This is a genomic window from Algoriphagus algorifonticola, from assembly GCF_007655305.1.
Taxonomy (GTDB): domain Bacteria; phylum Bacteroidota; class Bacteroidia; order Cytophagales; family Cyclobacteriaceae; genus Algoriphagus; species Algoriphagus algorifonticola.
Genome location: NZ_VLOG01000048.1, coordinates 69023 through 89916, shown reverse-complemented (window position 1 = coordinate 89916; position 20894 = coordinate 69023). Strand labels below are relative to the sequence as shown.

Below are 20894 nucleotides of genomic sequence, written 5' to 3'. Positions count from 1 at the left end.
TGATCCATTTAGCTGACAATAAGCCGTATTTGGTTGTTACTGGTAAGAAAGCGGATATACATAGATTCCAATAAAAAAACAGCAAAGTCAAGGTAGAAATGAATATTTATTTGACAAAGGAGCTGGCTTGAGTTCATCAGTTTCTTTACCGCCAAAATTCAACTTTCGTCTATCAGCTTCATTATTTTTCCATCTTGAAAATGAAACCTGGATTTGCCCTTGAGTCGAAGCTCTTGCCCTTTTTTGAGTCCATTTGGGAGATCACATGCCAAAACCGCATGATAATCGATTAGGATTTCACTGTAATCAGATTGATGGTCAATAGAAATGATAGTTTGTTTTCTTTTCGAAAAATAATTCTTTGCAGCTTCAGCCTGATTAAGGAATTCCAGAACACCCTTCAATGTCATGGTGACTTTTCCATCCTGGATATTTTCAAAAACGAAGTTCTCCGAGCAATCCTTCACCATTTTTTGACTATCAAAGCTATTATAACCCTCGATGTAGTTTAAAATTATTCTTTCTCTGATTTCCATATCTAAAAAAACTTAGACTTAATTTACAGTTTTCTATACAAATATTAGTCTTTGAGCCAAGCATGAAACATAAATTTCTTGAGCTATTTACCTGTATAGATTCAATTAAACCAGCAACTTATAAATAAAAGATAAAGCCGGGTGAAGGAAATCTAACCCTGATACTAGCCCTGTAGTGATTCAAAAAATTCAAGGATTGTTACTTTTCCTCCGTATACTTTTTAAAGTTATTCAGAATTGCCTGCCAGCCATTCCTCTGCAATTCGATTGAATTCTCTGTTTCTGGATCAAAAGTAATGGTGACTTCAGTCTTCCCATCAATTTCCATGAATGAAACAGTTGCAAGCCTATCACCAAATTGATAAGTAAAGTCTTTACCTGGGTTTACTCCAGTATACTTGGCATCAAAGTCAAACCCGAAACTCTTGTCTTTAGCTTCCATTCTAGCAAGGTACCTACCACCTACTCTCAAATCATTTTCGGCATGGGGACAGTGCCAACTAGGATCCGCAAAATTCCAATTGATGATATGAGCAGGGTCGGTATAATAATCCCAAACTTTTTTTATAGGAGCGGAAATAAGGGAAGAAATGATGATTTTTTTAGGTGTCATGGAAGTTTAAGTGAGAAATTAAGACTGGGACGATTTCTAGGTTAATTTAATCAAAGCTGATGAGATTAGGTGAAAAATTGTAAGACATACTAGGCCTCATCATTAATTTTCGATTGCCTCGCAATGCAAAGTGAGGAAACTTCAAATTACCCTGGAAAAAGACAGCATTTACGGATTTTTTTTAGAATAAAAAAAACCACCGCTAGGGTGGTTTGATACTTGAATTCGAAAAATTTGATTAGGGTACGGAGCTTATTTAAACTTTTTCACTTTCAACTTCTTTTATCTCGCTCCTTTGGAGCTGTTGCATAAGATGTTTCCAATTTTAATTTTCTAAATAATCCCGCTCCTTCGGAGCTAGAAAAACAATTTGGGAATTTAGCCCAGAATTTTAATTTTTTGTAAAGCCAATTCTTAGAAGATTTTTATCAAACGTAGCTCAAAAGAGAACCTAAATTAAATAAGAATATTTGCCTCTTAGGATAATTTATTTTTACAAGCCAATTAATTAAGTTGTAAAAAACGAAACCTTAAACTTTTTAGATCTTTAATTTTTTTAAGGAAGACTATCTAATAAATATATTTTTTTCTTTTTAAAGTTCCGGACTTTTACTAATATAAAAGTCAATTAACAGACCCTAAACTTTTGAAAACCAAACTTTTTAAAGAAGAAATAACCGATTCCGACTTATGGAAATCCTTTTTGCAAGGAGATAAAGAGGCTTTTGGACAGATTTACAGATTATATATCCAAGACCTTTTTAGGTTTGGTTGTTCTGTAATACCGAACGAAGATTTGGTAATGGACTGTATCCAAGAGGTTTTTGTTGACTTATGGAAATATCATTCTCAACTCCCTACTACCGAACGCGTAAAATTTTACTTATTTAAGTGTCTTTCCAACAAGATTCATCAAGAGGTCAAAAAGAATAAGAAAATAAAGCTACACCAAGAAAAATACATTTGTGAGATAGAGCCTTGTATACAGTCCTGTGAAACTGAATTGATTCAAGCTACCCAAAATCAAAGTTTAAAAGAAAAATTGTCAAAGGCACTCGAAAAACTACCATTGAGACAAAAAGAAGCCGTCAATTGCCTCTTTTTTGAAAAGTTTACTTACGAAGAGACCGCAAAAATCATGAATATCAATTTAAGGTCAGCCTATACCCTTGCCTGGAAAGCTATTTCAAGCTTGAAAAATACTATTTAATACCAAATTTTATTCTATATATAGGTCATTATTTTACTAATAATTCTGAATTTTCAAAAAGTTTATTTTTTTTTCTCACAGAAAGGATAACTTCTACAACTTTTTGACTCCTCTAGGTGAATTCTTACTCCTATGAGCAAATCAGACTATTCTACAGAGGATTTTGTTTTGGACCCGGATTTTAAAAATTGGGTCTTGGAAGGCAATGCCAGTTCCAAAAATTATTGGGAGGAGTATCTCAAAGAAAATCCCTCAAAAATTAAAGAAGTAACTAAAGCTCGTGCCATTCTCTTAAATCTTTCCAGAAAGAAGGTTCAACTATCACAAGAAAAAGAAGACTTTTTATTTAGTCAGATTGAAAAAGCTATTCAACCTGAAAGTTCAAAAGCTTATCAGACTCCAGTGATTCAACTAGATAGCTGGAGTACTATTCAAAAATATAGCTATGTACAATCTCGAAAGAAAAAGGTAAGAAGAAGAGTAACTTCCATCCTATTTTTTTTACTAATCGGTATGATATTTAGCTTCTTTTATTTATTTCCGAATTCTATTGAATCCCCATTAGAATTACAAACCAAAGCAGAAAGGGAGTTTTTCCAAGCACCACCGGGTGTTAAATCCACTATAAGCTTAGAAGATGGCTCCAAAGTTTTTCTCAATTCGGGAAGCAGTATTTCCTATCAAAAAGGATTTACAGACTCTACCCGAATCATCAATCTTCATGGAGAGGCCTTTTTTGAGGTAGCTAAAGATAGCCTGCGTCCTTTCACAGTAAAAACAGGTTCCATTGCCACTACTGCGCTAGGTACATCATTTAATATTTCCTCTTTCCCTAATGAGCCGATTTCAATTGCTCTAATCAGTGGGGTAGTCGTAGTTTCTGAGGAGAATAAATTGGCCGAAGAAAAATTGATGCCGGGAGAAGGAATACAGACCAATGCAGAAAGAAAATCTTGGAAGAAAGAGCGTTTTGATGTGGAGCATGTTTTATCATGGATGAATAAAACATTGATTTTTGATGCAGTGCCCTTTAAAACAGCCAGTAGGAAACTGGAAAATTGGTTTGGGGTAGAAATTACATTTAATAATCCAGTACCCAAGGATTTACTGGTATCCGGGAAATTTAAAGACGAAACCCTTGAAAATATTTTAATCGGATTGAGCTACAGTTCTGGATTTGAATATGAAATACAAGGAAAAAATATTCAAATCAGATTTAAACCATAACCCAAAATGCCTATGAAAAGACAAGCCGAAAATTAAAGGCCGAAAGAAAATTCTCTCGGCCTATGGAGGTGATGATTAGTCTTGGCGGATGATCATCCCTCTTGTTCAAACCATTCTCAAAAGTTTAAACATGAAGTAAAGTTATGAAAAAAAGCATACTGTTAAGCTTATTGGCTATGTCCAAAACAATTTTGTACAGTTTTATAATTCAGTGCTTTTCAATGAGTTTATTGTTAGCCAACAATGGAAACGCTCAAATAAAAGCCATAGATGAAGTTCCTATAAAATTAGAGCTTCAAAACGCATCGGTAACTGAAGCATTTTCAAAAATTGAAAAAGCCTCAGGGTTCAATTTTGTCTATACCTCCAGAGAAGTAAAAAATATAGAATCAATTTCACTTTCTTCCAATGGAAGCCTATATGATCTATTGGTAATTTTCAGTGAACAAACGGGACTGACATTTAAACAAATCAATCAGAATATACATGTTCGTGTCAATCCTTCTAATACAATAAATGATCCTGTAAGTATTGAAAAAATACCAGCTGAAGTGGTTACTGGAGTAGTATTAGATGACAGCAACCTACCTCTTCCTGGTGTTTCTGTTCTGGAAAAAGGGACAACCAATGGTACAGTCACTGACCTTGACGGGAAGTTTACACTAAATGTTAATTCTTCAGAATCTGTCTTGATCTTCAGTTTTATAGGTATGCTCACCAAAGAAGTAATGGTTGGAGAACGAAGAAACCTGACCGTTACAATGGAAAGTGACACAAAATCACTAGAAGAAATAGTAGTAGTAGGTTACGGTACAGTCAAAAAATCTGACTTAACTGGTTCTGTAGGCGTAGTGGGCAGCGATGAACTTCTTCAGGCTCCTGTCACAAACGCTCTCCAAGGACTTAAAGGAAAAGTAGCAGGAGTCAACGTTTTTTTGAATTCAGGTTCTCCTTCCTCCAGTCCACGGGTATTAATAAGGGGACTTGGAACCATCAATTCATCCTCTGAACCGCTGTATGTAGTTGACGGTGTGGTTATGGAAAATATTGAATTCCTCAACCCAAATGACATAGAAAGCATGGAAGTTTTAAAGGATGCTTCCTCCACTGCAATTTATGGAGCGAGAGGGGCAAACGGGGTTATCTTGATTTCCACTCGAAGAGGGGCCCAATCAACGGGAAGTGTTATTGGATATGAAGGTTTTGTAAGCGTTGGTGTATTACCCAAAAAAATGGATGTACTGAATGCTGAAGAATTTATGGAAGTATTGGAGCGAGGTTTTGAAAATCATAGTAAATATCGTCCCGGAGTGTCAATTCCTGCATTTACAAGAAATGACCCTAGACTGTTTGATGCCAATGGGAATCCATTATATGATACAGATTGGCAAGAAGAAGCCACCAGAACTGCAATTTCCCACAATCATCAACTTTCCTTCCAATCAAAAGCAGAAAAATCTTCTTTCGGAGCATTTCTGAATTATTCAGACATGGAGGGTATCATGCTCAACAATTACCTAAAGCGGATCAATGGGAAATTTGCCTATGATGCACAACCTAAAAAATGGCTTTCTGTAGGAATAAATCTACTTGCTAACAATACTACAGAAAACGTATTCGAAGAAGGTGGAGGCCATCAAATGCCAAGAAGATCTATGATTGAAATGCCAGCCATTTTTCCTGTAAAGTTTCCTGATGGAACTTGGAGTAATACAGGTATGGTCACTGATCCTTACGGATTCGAAGCGATTCCCAATCCTGTTCATGTATTGACTACACAGGATAGATTAAGGAAAAGAACGAAGCTTTTCGGAAATATTTATACTACTTTCCATATTCTTCCGGGACTGGATTTACGGACACAGTTTGGCTTTGATAAAAATGACTACAATGAGCAGATCTATAGTCCAACTGATCTGATCAATATTTCTTCCCCGAATGGCTATGCATTTTTGGGGAATTCCAGGAGTTTTTATTGGCAGCAGGAAAACTATTTGAGTTACAACAAAGAAATTGGAGAGCACTCCATCAATGCTATAGCAGGACTAAGCTGGCAGAAAAGGAGCAGTGAATTCTTTAATATCAGTGCCACGGGGTTTTCTGATGATACCTTTAGATTTAATAGAATTCAGGCAGCAAGTCAGCCAGGCACGCCCAATTCAGGCTATGATGAATGGGCACTTAATTCCTATTTCGTAAGAGGTAATTATAATTATAAGGGAAGGTATCTGCTAACATTTACAGGAAGAGTAGACGGTTCTTCCCGTTTTGGAGCAAATAATAAATATGGAGTCTTTCCATCTGTTGGCTTAGGCTATGTTCTTTCCAATGAGCCATTTATGCAAGGCCTGGCAGACAACATCAATGAATTAAAAATCCGAACTAGTTTTGGGATTACCGGTAATACAGAGATCCCAACCTATCAGTCACTCGGCACTATTTCTTCAGCCACAACCCTAATAAATGGAACAAGAGCCCCTATTAGTTTTGTAAATAGACTTCCAAACCCAGACTTAGAATGGGAAAAAACCAGACAGTTTGACGTTGGATTTGACCTTTCCATGTTGGATAGAGCTTTGAGCTTGAGTTTTGATTATTACTACAAGCTGACAACTGATTTATTGTTGGACAGACCTGTTCCTGCATCCTCTGGCTTTAGCGCAGTGAGAGATAATATAGGCTCTGTATCTAATCGGGGAGTTGAAGTTTTGTTACGTGCATTTCCGGTATCTACCTCCAGTCTAAGCTGGGACACCAATCTTAATTTTTCTTACAATATCAACCGTATAGAAAAATTGGGGGAAAACAATGAAGATATATTCTCAGGGCCATTTTGGGTTTCGGGAAGCCAAACAATTCTTCGTGTTGGAGAGCCATTGAGTTCCTTTTGGGGATTTGAAAGATTAGGCACCTGGGGTACAGATGAAGCGGCTGAGGCGGCTGAGGTTGGAGCTATTCCTGGAGAGGCTAAGAGAAGTGCAGAAAGAAAAATTATTGGTAATGGTATTCCGAAATGGACTGGAGCATTTATTAATAATTTCTATTACAAGAATTTTGACTTCACACTTGATGTGCAATTTGTAGCGGGAGTTGATATTCTGCAACAATTCTTTCACTCCACTCAAGATAGAACTGGATTTGCCAGTGGGTTAGCTGATGTTCTGTATGATGCCTGGACAGAGGAAAATCAAAACACTATGGTTCAGCAAATCAGAAATGGACCTTATTCGGGACAAAACAGTGAGGTAGACAGCCATTGGGTAGCTGACGGATCTTATATCAGAGGTAATTTAATTTCTTTGGGATACACTTTCGATAATGCTTCAGGACTAGGTTCAGGGTTTAATAAACTAAGGGTATATGCCAATGTGCAAAATGCTTTTCTGATCCATTCCAAAGATTTCAAAGGTTATGATCCGGAAGCCTCTTCTTGGGGAGGGAATCAGTGGGGACAGAATATTTTCTTTTTCCAATATCCTAGACCAAGGACCTTTACCTTAGGCTTAAGTTTGCAGTTTTAAGTAATCAATGTTAGGAAGTAGTTTCATTTCAGCACCTTTTAGCTGAATTTACTTGACAAAGGAACTGCCTATTTATGAGTTTGACAAAAGAAATCAAATCAAATTAAGATGAAAAAGACATATCTAATTATATATACATTTTTGGCCTTTTCCATAATTTCCTGCGATGGATTTTTGGAAGAAAAGCCATTAGATGAGGTTGCATCTAATCAGTATTTCACCCGAGCTGAGCATGCCCGAGATGCAGTGAATGCACTATATCGAAGAGGCGCGATGCAGCTTTATGAAACAGGTGTTTATTCGGGGGCTAGAATCATGTTTGGACCGTATGTTTCCGGCTTTGTGGATAACGATTACAAAGGCCAGGAATTTCACGTTCAAAGAGGACAAAATATTGTTTTTGATGGACTGAATCTTTCAAGTTATTTCAATTCCATGTGGTCGGATATTTATGTGGGTATATCCAGAGCAAATAATGCCATAAAATACATTCCCACTACTCCAGGCTTATCAGAACAAGATAGGGAAAGGTACATGGCAGAAGCCAAATTCTTTCGAGCATTCAATTACTTTTATTTAGTCCGGATGTTTGGTGCAGTCCCACTCATCACGGAGCCTTATGAAAGTCTTGAGAACCTGTTTTTAGAACGTACACCAGCTGATCAAGTATATGCTTTGATATTGGAAGATTTGGAGTCAGCCATTGGTAGCAATGCCTTATCCAATACGTCCATGCCGGCTAATTCAGGAAGAGTAACACAAGGAATAGCCCAAACACTATTGGCCGAGGTTAACCTAACCATGAGTGGTGCTGCTATTAATATGGATCGTTACAGCCAAGCTGCAGCTGCGGCTAGAGCAGTTATCAATTCTGGAGTTTATTCCTTGGTTCAACATACCCGAAATGCCCAAGGGGAAATAGAAGAAAATCAGTCTGCCTACAATAAGATCAAAAACAGTACGCAGATTCCAAGCGAATACATTTACTACTATGAGTACGAAATAGGAATTGCAAATAATAGCTATCCCAGTTTAAGTTTCCCTCCTAGCATCGCACCATTAGTTGCATATGCAATTACTAACAATGCTTATGGGCCTACTCCAAGTCTTGTAAATTCTTATGACAAAAATCAAGACTTGAGAATACAGGAAAAACAATTTTTCCATACTTCGGCTGAAATTGGTGGTGAAACAGTGGAATTTAATATTTCTCCTTACATGTGGCTAGATGAAGAAGCAGTTTTTGAAACGGCACAATCAAGCAGGGATTTACCCATTTTTACTTATTCTCAAGTTCTGTTGACTGGGGCTGAAGCAATTGCCAAATCTGAAGGCGTGACTGCTGAAGCAGTTGATTATTTAACTCAAGTAAAAGCTAGAGCTTATTGGAAAAAATCTAGTTCAGAAATAAGAACTCAACTTCAGAATCTTTCTGTGGAAGAATTTGTAGAAGAAGTTTGGAGAGAGCGAGTGAGAGAATTGGTGTTTCAGTTTCCTATTTGGTTTGATGTAATGAGAACAAGGAAATTCCCTACTGCCCAGGCTAATAGTGGAGGAAATATTCAATTTATTGATGCTGTGGGAGCTAGAACTAATTTTGGTGCAGTTATCAAAGAATCCACCATGCTATTTCCATTACCCGAACAGGAGCTACAAAGAAACCCAGCTCTAACCCAAAATCCGGGATATTCCAATTGATAGATAGAGGTGATTAAGAGCTCAAGGAGTATTTTGGGCTCTTTTTCTATTTAAGCCAATTTATTATCCAATCCAAAGAAACCAGCAGTTTTGCAAGATTTAGATTATTTCAACTATAAGAAAGACAAATTAAATTATTCATGAAATTAAAAATGAAATGGACTCTTCCATTTATCAGCCTGATTGTTTTATCCTACCCACTTCAATCCCAAAGCATTAAACTTACGCTCAAGGACTTTCAAAATAATAAAGGTTCATGGCAAGAGGTAGGTCAAGTTCAGACTAATCCTTTGAAAGATCGGTCCATCAAAGGTTCTGGAAATGGGGATATTATGGTAAATCTTCCTGGTAATAAAAAACCGGGAAACGATCTAGTTTCTAGTAAAAAATTTGGGGATGCTGATATAAGGTTAGATTATATGATGGCCCCTGGGTCTAATTCAGGGATCTATATTCAAGGTCAATATGAAATCCAACTTTTAGATAGCTGGACAAAAACCAATCCGCAAGCTGGAGACAATGGAGGTATTTATGAACGCTGGGATGAAACCAAACCGGAAGGGCAAAAGGGGTATCAGGGATATGCTCCTAGACAAAATGCAAGTCGGGCTCCTGGAACATGGCAAAATTTAAGAATTTTATTTAAGGCTCCTAGATTTGACTCTCAAGGAAAAAAAATATCTAATGCAAACATTGTTTCGATTCATCTAAATGGAGTGAAAATTCATGAAAATGTAGAATTGTTTGGACCAACCAGAGGTTCCCTTTCAGGAGGAGAAGTGGCATTAGGTCCCATTCGAATACAAGGAGACCATGGGCCTATTGCGATAAAAAATTTGGAAATAACGGAATATAAAAGAAAGGCTCCTCAATTTAAAGATCTCAGTTTTAGAGTTTATGAAGGTTCCATTCAGGAAATTTCTGAAATACAAGGAATTCAACCTGCTCTAGTAGGGGAAATTGATAACTTTTTTGAATATACCACAGGATTAACAGCATCCTCTCTCACAAAATTTGAAGGTAATCTTCAAGTCAACGAATCAGGTAAATATTCTTTTGGTCTTACTGTACCTAATGGTCTGGGAGCAATTCAAACTGGAGGCGCCGGAGGGAATGTTTTGAAAAGAGGAACTACAAACCTCCAACTTACTCTTGATGCTGGAAATCACCCAGTTGAAATTTGGGTATCCAAACCCGATGATTGGACCACTGAAGGTTTTTATTTACGGGCAGCATCTGAAGGAATGTGGACTGAAGAGTACAGTAAGCCAGCAGGCTTAGAGTTTTGGACTTCTGACCCCATCCATGTAGACCCAAAAGATGTACCTATTGTACGTTCTTTTTTAGAAGTCCCCAATGCACCAAAGATATCTCACGGAATTTCTGTATCATCTAATCAGGGTACACATTATTCATATGACCTAAATTCTAATCAGTTAATTCGTGTTTGGCGAGGAAAATTTCTAGATGCTACCCCCATGTGGTATAACAGAGGGAATGGGGTCTCTCTTCCTTTGGGGACTGTGCAAGAACTAAATCAAGGTGACCATCTATTTTATGACGAAAATATTACACCAATTTCCATGAAATGGAAACCCAAAGGTTATCAAGTTGTAAATCATGGCAACGTAATTTTCAAAAGTATCAACGAGCATGGGTCTGATTTACATGATCAAATACAAATCCTTGAGGGTGGAAAAGGAATAGAACGGACTTTAAAAGTCTCGACCAACCCTGAAATATACTACATCAAAATTGCTCAAGGCTCAAAGCTTTTATCTCTAGGTGATGGAATGTTCTGGATTGAAGATCAAGGTATTTTTCTTTCTTCGACAGAGAATCTAAACCCACGAGTAATTGAAGGATTCATTTATCTTCCTTTCAAAGACTCCTTAACCTATCGCATATTATTTTAATCTTGAAACGAGCAAAGCCTATGAATTCCTACAGAATCATATTTAAATACGCTACCCTATTCTTTATCATTTTCGGTTTGTGTTTTCCTACCCAAAGCCAGGAATCTCCAAAAGAAGAAGACTTTTTTAAAATTCTTAAAGTACCTGCACCAGAAGGAGTCTTACTGGAAGTAGGTGGTTTGACACTTTTACCCGATGGAAGTTTAGGAGTCGCAACCAGAAGAGGAGATGTTTTTTTGGTAAAAAACCCAACTTCCAATCAACCTTATTGGACAAGGTTTGGCTATGGGCTACATGAAATCTTGGGAATTGCTTATCATGAAGGTTCCATGTATGTTGTCCAAAGAGGAGAACTTACCAAATTGATAGATTCCAATTCTGATGGACAAGCAGAAATCTATGAGACAATAGCAAGCTGGCCATTGTCCACTCACTATCATGAATACAGTTTTGGACCAAAAGTAACTCCCGAAGGAAATTTTATTGTAACTACCAATGTAGCTTTTGGCGATCAGGAGTGGTGGCGTGGTGAAGCTAGAGTTCCTTACAGAGGAATGACTTTAAAAATCCATCAAGATGGAACAATAGAGCCTTTTGCATCAGGAATGCGCTCTCCAGCTGGACCGGGAATTTTAAATGGAGAGGTATTCTATACTGAAAACCAAGGCGATTATATAGCATCAGGAGGATTATGGCATTTGGAAAAAGGTGATTTTTCCGGTCACCCAGCATCCTTAGCTTGGTCTGAGCTCCCTGAGGTACCTGTCGAAATGAATACAGATGAATTTAATGCTGTAGTCGACCCAATGAAAATAAAAGACCCTAATGGCAGGTACATCAAACCTGAAAATAATGTTGATGCACCGTATATTACTTTGGCTCAGGCTAAAGAAAAACTACCTGAAATTAAATTACCAGCTATATGGCTTCCTCATGGAGTTCATGGTATTTCCAATTCCGAACCCTTAATGATCCCTGATGATTACTGGGGACCATTTGGAGGTCAGGTTTTAGTAGGAGATCAGGGGCAAAGTAAAATTATGCGGATAATGCTTGAAAAAGTAAATGGGGTATATCAAGGTGCATCCATAGATTTTAGAAGTGGCTTTCAATCCGGTGTATTGAGAATGGCATTTGCTAAAGACCAATCTCTATTTATTGGAGAAACAAACCGTGGTTGGGGGTCAGCAGGTGATGCTAATGAAGGACTTCAACGATTGGTGTGGAATCGGATTGTGCCTTTCGAAATTAGAACAATCAAAGCGAAACCTGATGGATTTGAGATTGAATTTACCAAACCCATCGATCCAAAATCCGCAGAAAATTTAGAGTCTTTCTCTGTTTCAAGTTATACCTATAAGTACTTTCCTGTATATGGAAGTCCTCCGGTGGATAGTCAGGATCACCCAATATTGGGAGTGGAAATATCAGAAGATAAGAAAAAAGTTAGAATTGCTATTGAAAACCCTAAGAAACATTATGTCCACAGATTAAGCTTACCTGGGATTCGTGCAGCAGGAACATATCATGAGCTGATCCATACAGATGCTTATTATACGCTTCATGAAATTCCATCTGGAAAAACCCTGACGATCAAGGCACCTATGAAAGAAGATATTATTGAAAAAACTCAAGAAAAGAAACCAACGAGAGTCATCGTAAAACCAACAACCAGTCAAAAAAGTGAAGTTCCTACTGAGAATGAAATTATGGCTCTTTTAGCTAAAAATACTTGTACAGCCTGCCATGCCCCAAATAAAAGAGTGGTAGGTCCATCTTTTCAGGATATAGCCAAAAGGAATTATAGTCCAGAAAAAATTGTGGATTTAATCTATAATCCAAAACCGGAAAATTGGCCGGATTATTCCACCCCAATGGCAGCAATGCCTCAAGTTCCTAAAGATCAGGCTTTGAAAATAGCCCATTGGATCAACTCGCTTAAGGAAAATAAGGGTATTTGATAAAAAATGATTTTTCTATTTAAAAGTAATGCACAGTAAAAGGGTTAGAAAGATAAATCCTTTGGATTTATCAACTAGAAACCATCAGCTTAGTAAGCTGGTGGTTTTTCCTTTTTCTCACCCAAAAAAACAACCCATTAGATCATTCATCACTTCGCTTAATGCATCCTCTAAATCAACAATTTATAAGCTTGATATGTGGATAGTCCATCGTAGATGGGATTATTCACCTATAAATTTTATTGAATAATAAAAAGACTTTAATCTCCTTGAATTCCCTCAACCACCCTCTTCATCTCTGCGATCGGAGTAGTCATATTTTGATATTTAGGGCCTGGCCCGGTATTAAAAAGATCTGAGTTTAATCGATGGCAAAGCAAATCAACCGAAATGCTTTCGATAGAAAGAAAATGATTAATAGTGTCCAGTTTGTAATTGATAAAACCCAGTGCTCTTCGGTCTGCGTCTGTAGGTAAAAACCGAATTTCTCCTAAAAGAGCTAGGAATTGTTTGGGAGCTAAGAGGATCCCATCATAGCTTAACTGTTCGTACAACTCTTCCTTTATTTTTTTGTGTAAGTTGGGATAATCCTTTGCCACTACGTTGACCAAAATAAAACTATAGGTCGTCTGGGCATTTAAAAAGAGTAAACATTTTTTTCGGTCTACATAAAATACTGTGGCATTCCATTTCCCCAATTGACTTGAATCAGGCTCAGATGATTTCTTATTGGTGAATTTCTTTAAAAGCTTTTCAAGCTTTTTGGACAAATGGATATGCATAGTTTTTTTTTAACGAATTTCAAATTAAACGAATGGTTTTGCAATCTCATCAACATTTCAAACTATATACGGCTATCTTCATTAAGAAAATCCTCGAACTGAGGTATAGCCTGAGAGAATGTCATATGAATGTCATACTATCGGCGTTTTCTGGCAGAATATGAACTCATAATTTTGAACTGTGAATTACGGAACTGAAATCAAATCCCGAAGAATCGCCAAAGGATGGAGTCAGGGTGAGCTCGCCGAAAAATGCCAGCTTACCTTGAGAACCATACAAAGGCTGGAAAAGGGGGATGTCAACCCAAGTTTATTTACTCAATCAAGAATACTTGAGGTTTTAGACTTGGAATTTAGACAGGAGATTGAAGAAGAGAAATTCACAAACAAATCAACTTCCACTAAATCAAAATTTATGAGCACTTTATTCCAATTGAATCCATCCAAATTCATCTTTATTTCTTTAGCTACCATCTTACTTGCATGGTCTGCGATCTGGGCAATTGATATTCCAGAGTTATTATCCAAAAAGAGTATTTTACCAGATCAAATCGGTTTGGAAATCAAAACTGTCAATTGTGAAACAGAGACTTCCTGCGATATAGAAGTCACGAAGAAGGATAAAAATGGTGAGATTTTATGGCAAAAGATCTTTGGAGGAAACAGCTATGACAAAGCTGCTGCAATCCTAGCTGCTAAAGATGGAGGGGTCTATATTTTGGGATCAACCAGTTCTTTTGGACAGGGGAACTATGACATTTTATTGATCAAGACCGATTCGGATGGTGAATTCCTTTGGCAGAAAACTTACGGAACGTTCTTTAATGATTATGCTGAAAAGATCACCTATAATCAATCAGGAACCCAACTTGAAATCCAAGGCAAAAAACAGGTTTGCAGCACTCCCAATGTTTCGGAAAATTGTGTGATGGAAACATGGGCTTTTCAAGTTGATTTTGATGGGGAAATGAAGTCTTAGAGATCCTTCATACCTTTTTTCCAAATTTCATCTATAATACCGCAAAAGACACCTTAGTGATTATATTTTGCAAAAAACCTTAACTCACAAAGATCCTGGAATTGACCTAGATCCTAATAACAAATAACCAATAACTCCTTCCCTAACTTGACACTTCTATTCTTTGCGGGAGACCAAATTCGCCGCGTCACTGCGCCACTACTAGAGACTTAAATCCTTTTACCGCAGAGCCACAGAGACCGCTAAGGGTATCACAGAGAAAAATTTTAAAAACCTCATAAAAATCATAGGACACATAGTTTGAATCAAAAGAGTCCTTTCAATGAACCTATGCCCTAATAACTATTAAGTCCATCCCTACTTTGCCTCTTTGCTCCTTTGCGGGAGATACAAAACCGCTGCGTCGCTGCGCCATTACGAGCATTTTTTTTACCACATAGAAATTATAAGTCACATAGTTTAAAAAATCTGATTATCCGCAATCATGCTAGTTGCCATATTTTCCTTGCTTAACAGGTTGGAAGACCGATGACCGATGACCGAAGACCCAGCCACGGCAGGCGAAGCTTCCGGATTCTGATCTTTTCAGCAGACAATAAGCCATATTTTTATCAATCCTGGTAAGAAAGCGGATATCCATATTATTTATTTTACACCGTTCAATAAATAAGAAAAAAATCAAAAACCAGTAAACTTTATTGCCATAACTGTCTTGACTTAGATTAAATGAATAAACTAGATCTAACTTTTTCGTATTCCTTTTTCCCTAAATCAGTCAAATAAGGATAAAGCATAGCCAATAAATTATCGGTTTGGTATTGAAGGTATTCCTCATTGACATCAATCTCATAAATGAAGGAATTGTAAAGCCAAGTATTGCTGAAACCGATCATTCGTTCTATTAAAAATTGCCGCTCTGAAGAAAATTCAAACTCACGGAGAAGCCCTTTGTCTGTCAAATACCTCATAAGAAATTCATAACCATCAAATCGCTTGAGGTAAACTGCTTCAAAATGGGCTTTGATGGATTTATTCAACCTCAGTAAATTGTAAAGATCCGTCCAGAAAAAGCGATAGTCCACCATTCGTTTCAAACTCTGATGGATATCCTGTTTGATGGTTTGAAAAGAAATTTCCTTTGAGCCCAATTGGTCAACTCTAGAATCAAACTCCTGAACCATTTCAAAATACAGAGCCTCTAAGATATCCTCCCTGGTTTTGAAGTGATAATTTAAATTCCCAGAACTAATCCCCAACTCCAAGGCTATCATCCTGATTGTCACATTACTAAATCCCAAATCGTTAAAAAGCAACCTAGCTGCTTTTAGTATTTTTATTTTCGTGTCCAATTTTTTTGATTAGTAAACTTGTCCTAATACAAATTATTTTAGTAAACTTGTCCTAAAGTTAAGAATTTTATAAACGCGGAGTAGCATTCTGACAATCCATCTGAATAAAATCTTCCCCGCAAAAATCAAAAAGAATAAAATGGGGTCATTATTTAAGTCGGAACAGGGTAAGCAGGAAATACTTCAGCTCTACGACCAAAAACTGGAAAGTCTCTCTATTAATTTTTCATATAAAATAATCCATACCAGCTTCGGAAAAACCAACATTATTGTTACTGGAAATCCACAAAAACCTCCCATTATTCTTATTCATGGTTCAAACGGAAATGCGCCAATTGCCTTAGAAACCTATAAAGATTTGCTGGATTCGTTTTCTGTATACGCTGTTGACGTTTTAGCTCAGCCAAATAAAAGTTCAGAAACACTCCTGAATATGCAGGATGATTCTTATGGCCGATGGCTGCATGAAATCATTAATGAGTTGAAGCTCCAGAATGTCATTCTTGCTGGCTTTTCATTTGGGGGATTAATCATTCTCCAAACACTCATCCATAATGAACAGAAAATTAAAGAAGCTTTTCTGACGGCACCTGCTTATGTGGTAAATGGAAATCCTATTAAAGTACTCTTTCGATTCTTTATCCCGATAAAACGGTATATGAAAACCAAAAAGAAAAAGTATCTCGAACAATTTTTAGCCAGCGCTTTTACGGAAAAAGACGATTTTGCAGAGAGAAGTCTAGCCCTGATCTTTACCCATTTCAGCATGGATTTCACGCCGCTTCCTGTAATTAAAACCGCTGATGCTATGAAGATCCGCACCCCTATCACTTTGATTGCAGCGGAAAATGACATTCTATTTCCAGGAGGTAAAATGATCAAGCGCGCGAAGAAAATTTTCCCCTCGCTGAAAAGTACCGTTCTGCTCAAAGACTCCAAGCATGTCCAAGGTAAAGAGGAAAATCAAAGAATAGCGGCGATCATCAAGAATAACGCACAGGTGTAAATCCTGCTCAAATCAATTCTATGAACAAAAGAAAAACAGCTCTTCACTCCGGTTGGGCACTAATTATCATGGCCATTCTAGCAGGCTTTTCCATAGGATATGCCTTGCCAGAATTTAACCAAGCTGAAGATATAGAATCCATAAAGGGTCTGATTCAGAAAAGTCAAAGACTTTATGGTGGAATGCTTTTGGGCTTGGTAATGATTGTTTTGCTGGACCTTCTCGTGAGCTATACCTTGTACAAATACTTTGAAGAAACAAGCAAGAAATACGCTCTTTTGGCAGCTATAGCCAGAATTCTTTACACGCTCATTTTCGGTATTTCCATCTATTTCCTATTCCTCAATGCGGCCAATGAAGACTTATCCAATCCACAGCTAAACCAAAATTTCCGCCTTTTTGAATCCATTTGGAACGGAGGCTTGGTGATCTTTGGTGTGCATTTATCCCTTATCGGGTACCTAATGATGTTGAAAAAAACCATCCCTAGATTCTTGGTGTTTTTTGCCCTCCTTGCTGGACTATGCTATTTAGTAGTCCATTCCTTAAAACTAGTTTCCGCTAATCTACCCTTCCTTTCACATCTTGAACTAGGACTGGCCTTTCCCATGGCTTTAGGCGAACTCACCTTTGCAGTTTGGTTGATTGCAAAGGGAGGAAAGCCTTCCAAAGTACCCGGCTTACAATAAATACAAAAAACAAACTCAGCATCTACTTAATGACACTATGAAAAGTACAAAGCCTTATTGGAACACATTATTTCTCCCAACTTTAATTCTTGTATTTGGAAGTGCCTGCACTAAAACATCCAATGAATTGGATAATGGAAAAGCAAGGCTAGAAAATGAAATCCGCGGTCAAGTGAAGTTTTTGGAAGAGCCTGAAAGTCTTAGCTCTATAAGGGATAAAATGAAAGAATACAAAATCCCCGCTCTTTCACTAACTGTAATCAGTCAAGGAAAACTTGCCTGGACAGAGACTTATCAAAATGAAAATTTCGAACAGCAGATCAATCTAGATAGTACTAGTATTTTCCAAGCTGCATCCCTTTCAAAACCTGTGACATGTCTTGCAGCATTACGAATGCATGCCGAGGGTAAAATAGACCTGGATAAAAATATTCAAGAATACTTGAAAGAATTTGTCCTTCCAGCTGGCAAGCAGACTTCCGAAAACCCGATAACATTTCGAAATATTTTTTCTCATACCTCGGGAATTAGCCCGGGAGGATATCAGGGATATGATAGAGCTGCAGTGATGCCTACTGACTTGGATGTTTTAAGAGGCAGTGCTGAAGTGAATACTCCACCCATAGAAGTGGTAGCAGCTCCCAATGAAATGCTAGCTTATTCCGGAGGTGCCTACACCTTAGCCGAATTGGCGCTTCAGGACATATTTAATGATGACTTCTCAAGCATAATGAAAGAGTGGATTCTTGAACCTGCGGGAATGAAAAACTCTGAATTCACACAGCCCTTGCCTGAGTCAGAGATACATCGAGTAGCAAAAGGGTATACCCAGTCAGGAGAATTGATAGAAGGGGGATGGAGGAATCATCCCGAGCAAGCGGCAGCTGGACTTTGGAGTACTTCTGCAGATATGGCAAAATTCATGATTGAGATTTATAAAGCATATCAGGGTGAGCCTTCGATATTTTCAGCTTCCGATATCAAAACTATTTTAAGTCATGAGCGAGACGGCCATGTGTACGGTTTTATTTTAAATCGTTCCGAAGAGAACATTTCTCTCACGCATTACGGAGGCAATGCCGGATACCGAACGGGAATGACAATAAGTCTTACAAGTGGAAACGGGTTGGTCTATTTAATTAACTCAGATAATGGTGGAGCTCTGGGAAATGAACTCTTTCTATCTGCTTCACAGGTATATGATTGGAAATATTTCAAACAAACTGAAGTGGAGCGCAAGCCAGTTGATTCGGAAATATTAGAGGGGCTATCCGGAAAATACAGGTGGAATGATCAGGTTGATTTATCCATTGCTTTTGAGGAAAGCAAAAATCAAATTTCACTTTTCTTTCCAAATGGGGATGAATATGAACTTGTTCCTATTAAAGGTGAAGAACTTGGTTTTATTCATGGAAATACAGGAATACAAGTCTCTTTTGCGAGGGATGGAGACAAGCCGTCATTCATGCTATACGGACAAACTGCTATAAAAATCATAAATCCTTAAATTGCCTTTTAGTAGCTGTATCTTCTAAAAGGCAAAAGAATAATTGCAAAACAATTCGAGTAGGCTAATTATAAGAAGTATGGAATACCTCTATTCCATCCCAGGTGAAACCAATTTCATTGAAAACAAAATGAAGAAATCAATCCTTGCATTACTGCTAATACTAATCTGCATCAATCAGGTAAATTCACAGGATACTGACCAAATTGTTATCGGTACAAAACATTCAATTAAGTCCACTATTCTAAAAGAAGACAGAGAATACTGGGTCAATCTTCCTGATTCCTACCATCATCCAGAATCATCCCACAAGACCTATCCCTTGCTCATTTTATTGGATGGAAATCTTCATTTTAAGTCCATCACAGGAATGGTCAACTACATGAGTGCTGATGCATATGGAAGCAGGACTATACCCGAATTGATAGTCGTAGGTATTCGAAGTATGGATAGAGAAAGAGACTATACTCCGGATAAAATCGTAACTGTAAGAGAAAATAATACAGGGGGTGGAGATAATTTTCTGGGTTTCTTGGAAGAAGAGCTAATTCCCGAATTGGATCAAAAATACAGAACAGAGCCTTATCGAATTCTTTTTGGCCATTCTTTAGGTGGTTTGTTAGCGACTCATACTTTTATGAAAGAAAGGACCCTTTTCAATGCCTTTATTGCTATTGACCCGAGTTTTGGAACTTGGGACGCTGAAACCATGGACAAAAAGCTCAATTCAATAACCGCTCCGTCATTCGAACGATACATTTATTTAGCCACAGCCAATTGGGGAAAAAGAAATTTCAGAAACCGTGATCGTCATGTTCGGTTTTTTGAGGCAATAAATAGTAAATCTACAGGTGAACTTCATGCAAAATTGGAGTACTTCGAAAAGGAGGATCATAGCTCTGTGCCCATCCTTGCTTTTTATAATGGAATCTCAGCCATATTTGAAGGTTTTGGACTCTCCTATCGTGAGGTGGACGACATAGCCAAACTTACCCGAAATTTTCGGGCAATTTCGGAGCGACTTTCGTACAATTTCTCTCCTCCTGAGTACCTCGTAAACCAACTTGGATATAGATTACTCCGAAGTAAAAATGCTATAGATCAAGCCAAGGCACTTGAATATTTTAAATTGAATGTTGAAAACTACCCCAAATCTGCTAATTCCTATGATAGTTTGGGAGAAGCTTTTGAAACCGTAGGCGAAACACAGAAAGCAATCGAAAACTATAAAAAATCACTTGAGCTTGATTCGAATAATGAGCATGCCAAGATAAGGATAAATGAATTAAGTAAGATTAGAACGAAATAGAGTTTTACAAATGCCCAAATGGAAATATCGGTCCTAGGGTTTTCTACATTTGTACTTTGCAAGAGATATATTTTACCGCCTCCGCGCCAGAACGTGCAAATTAAAATTCATCGTATTAAGCTTGATATTATCCCGCTCCTTCAGAGCTGAACCACACGGTTGTTCCAATTTCAATTTTCTAAATAATCCCGCTCCTTCGGAGCTAAGAAATCAACCCGAAAATTCGATCCATCAGGGCATCCCTCTGTGTATCCCACTGGGTCATGCTCGATTTCATGAGGATTGTCTAAGATCATTTTCAATAACTTTTTACTCATGAATTTTTTAAAATCTAACACCTGACCCGATAGTTCTCCATCCTTTTGTTGAAGTACCCAATGAATATGGTTGCTCATAATCAAATAACTATACAAGTACAATCCCCTTTCTAAACTACAATAAGAAAGGTTCTCCAAAATCAAATCCCGATATACTTTTCTGGTAAAAACATCCGCCCAACCCACAACTTGGAAGGTTAGAAAATAAGGCAGTTCTTGATCTCTTATCTGATAGGCCTCCCCCTTAAAATGATGTTGTTCGAAAGTAGCAAAT

At 37.6% G+C, this 20894-nt stretch carries 16 protein-coding genes; 11 read left to right on the top strand and 5 right to left on the bottom strand.

The window, feature by feature from the left end; genetic code table 11:
* Nucleotides 1-158: 158 nt before the first annotated feature.
* Together FL972_RS12770 and FL972_RS12765 are read right to left on the bottom strand one after the other, a co-directional pair.
* Nucleotides 159-536: a nuclear transport factor 2 family protein gene (locus FL972_RS12770; protein ID WP_144605846.1), complete on the bottom strand. Its 378-nt coding sequence runs from the start codon at nucleotides 534-536 to the stop codon at nucleotides 159-161.
* 199 nt (nucleotides 537-735) lie between these two features.
* Nucleotides 736-1149 carry an SRPBCC family protein gene (locus tag FL972_RS12765; RefSeq protein WP_144605845.1) on the bottom strand — a complete coding sequence of 138 codons (414 nt, stop codon included), beginning with the start codon at nucleotides 1147-1149 and terminating at the stop codon, nucleotides 736-738.
* 646 nt (nucleotides 1150-1795) lie between these two features.
* On the opposite strand from FL972_RS12765, the gene FL972_RS12760 reads away from it, so the two are divergent.
* The 6 genes from FL972_RS12760 to FL972_RS12735 all read left to right on the top strand — a co-directional run bounded on the left by FL972_RS12760 (nucleotide 1796) and on the right by FL972_RS12735 (nucleotide 12682).
* A complete protein-coding gene (locus FL972_RS12760) occupies nucleotides 1796-2359 on the top strand; it encodes an RNA polymerase sigma factor (RefSeq protein WP_144605844.1) in 564 nt (187 codons plus the stop codon).
* A 132-nt stretch (nucleotides 2360-2491) separates the two neighbouring features.
* Nucleotides 2492-3586: a FecR family protein gene (locus tag FL972_RS12755; protein WP_144605843.1), complete on the top strand. Its 1095-nt coding sequence runs from the start codon at nucleotides 2492-2494 to the stop codon at nucleotides 3584-3586.
* A 221-nt stretch (nucleotides 3587-3807) separates the two neighbouring features.
* A complete protein-coding gene (locus tag FL972_RS12750; RefSeq protein ID WP_144605842.1) occupies nucleotides 3808-7107 on the top strand; it encodes a SusC/RagA family TonB-linked outer membrane protein in 3300 nt (1099 codons plus the stop codon).
* Nucleotides 7108-7215: 108 nt separating this feature from the next.
* Nucleotides 7216-8805: a RagB/SusD family nutrient uptake outer membrane protein gene (locus FL972_RS12745; protein ID WP_144605841.1), complete on the top strand. Its 1590-nt coding sequence runs from the start codon at nucleotides 7216-7218 to the stop codon at nucleotides 8803-8805.
* 140 nt (nucleotides 8806-8945) lie between these two features.
* Nucleotides 8946-10721 carry a 3-keto-disaccharide hydrolase gene (locus tag FL972_RS12740; protein ID WP_144605840.1) on the top strand — a complete coding sequence of 592 codons (1776 nt, stop codon included), beginning with the start codon at nucleotides 8946-8948 and terminating at the stop codon, nucleotides 10719-10721.
* 20 nt (nucleotides 10722-10741) lie between these two features.
* On the top strand, nucleotides 10742-12682 hold the full coding sequence (locus tag FL972_RS12735) for a c-type cytochrome (protein WP_250161349.1): 1941 nt from the start codon (nucleotides 10742-10744) through the stop codon (nucleotides 12680-12682).
* A gap of 260 nt (nucleotides 12683-12942) precedes the next feature.
* Here the strand turns inward: FL972_RS12735 and FL972_RS12730 are convergent, their stop codons facing one another.
* The gene (locus FL972_RS12730; protein ID WP_144605839.1) at nucleotides 12943-13464 is read right to left on the bottom strand and encodes a DUF6933 domain-containing protein; all 522 of its coding nucleotides are present in this window, start codon (nucleotides 13462-13464) and stop codon (nucleotides 12943-12945) included.
* 181 nt (nucleotides 13465-13645) lie between these two features.
* Between FL972_RS12730 and FL972_RS12725 the strand changes: the two genes are divergently transcribed.
* A complete protein-coding gene (locus tag FL972_RS12725; RefSeq protein WP_144605838.1) occupies nucleotides 13646-14443 on the top strand; it encodes a helix-turn-helix domain-containing protein in 798 nt (265 codons plus the stop codon).
* 722 nt (nucleotides 14444-15165) lie between these two features.
* Here FL972_RS12725 and FL972_RS12720 read toward each other — a convergent pair.
* A complete protein-coding gene (locus FL972_RS12720) occupies nucleotides 15166-15792 on the bottom strand; it encodes a TetR/AcrR family transcriptional regulator (protein ID WP_144605837.1) in 627 nt (208 codons plus the stop codon).
* 139 nt (nucleotides 15793-15931) lie between these two features.
* On the opposite strand from FL972_RS12720, the gene FL972_RS12715 reads away from it, so the two are divergent.
* The 4 genes from FL972_RS12715 (at nucleotide 15932) to FL972_RS12700 (ending at nucleotide 20303) form a co-directional block, all read left to right on the top strand.
* Complete coding sequence (locus tag FL972_RS12715) at nucleotides 15932-16798, top strand: alpha/beta fold hydrolase (protein WP_144605836.1); 867 nt, start codon at nucleotides 15932-15934, stop codon at nucleotides 16796-16798.
* A gap of 20 nt (nucleotides 16799-16818) precedes the next feature.
* The gene (locus tag FL972_RS12710) at nucleotides 16819-17487 is read left to right on the top strand and encodes a DUF4386 domain-containing protein (RefSeq protein WP_144605835.1); all 669 of its coding nucleotides are present in this window, start codon (nucleotides 16819-16821) and stop codon (nucleotides 17485-17487) included.
* A gap of 37 nt (nucleotides 17488-17524) precedes the next feature.
* Nucleotides 17525-18994: a serine hydrolase domain-containing protein gene (locus tag FL972_RS12705; protein WP_144605834.1), complete on the top strand. Its 1470-nt coding sequence runs from the start codon at nucleotides 17525-17527 to the stop codon at nucleotides 18992-18994.
* 79 nt (nucleotides 18995-19073) lie between these two features.
* On the top strand, nucleotides 19074-20303 hold the full coding sequence (locus FL972_RS12700; RefSeq protein WP_250161348.1) for an alpha/beta hydrolase-fold protein: 1230 nt from the start codon (nucleotides 19074-19076) through the stop codon (nucleotides 20301-20303).
* 170 nt (nucleotides 20304-20473) lie between these two features.
* On the opposite strand, the gene FL972_RS12695 is transcribed toward FL972_RS12700, so the two are convergent.
* Entirely contained in the window at nucleotides 20474-20806 is a 333-nt protein-coding gene (locus FL972_RS12695) for a hypothetical protein (protein ID WP_144605833.1), read from the bottom strand.
* Nucleotides 20807-20894: the final 88 nt, after the last annotated feature.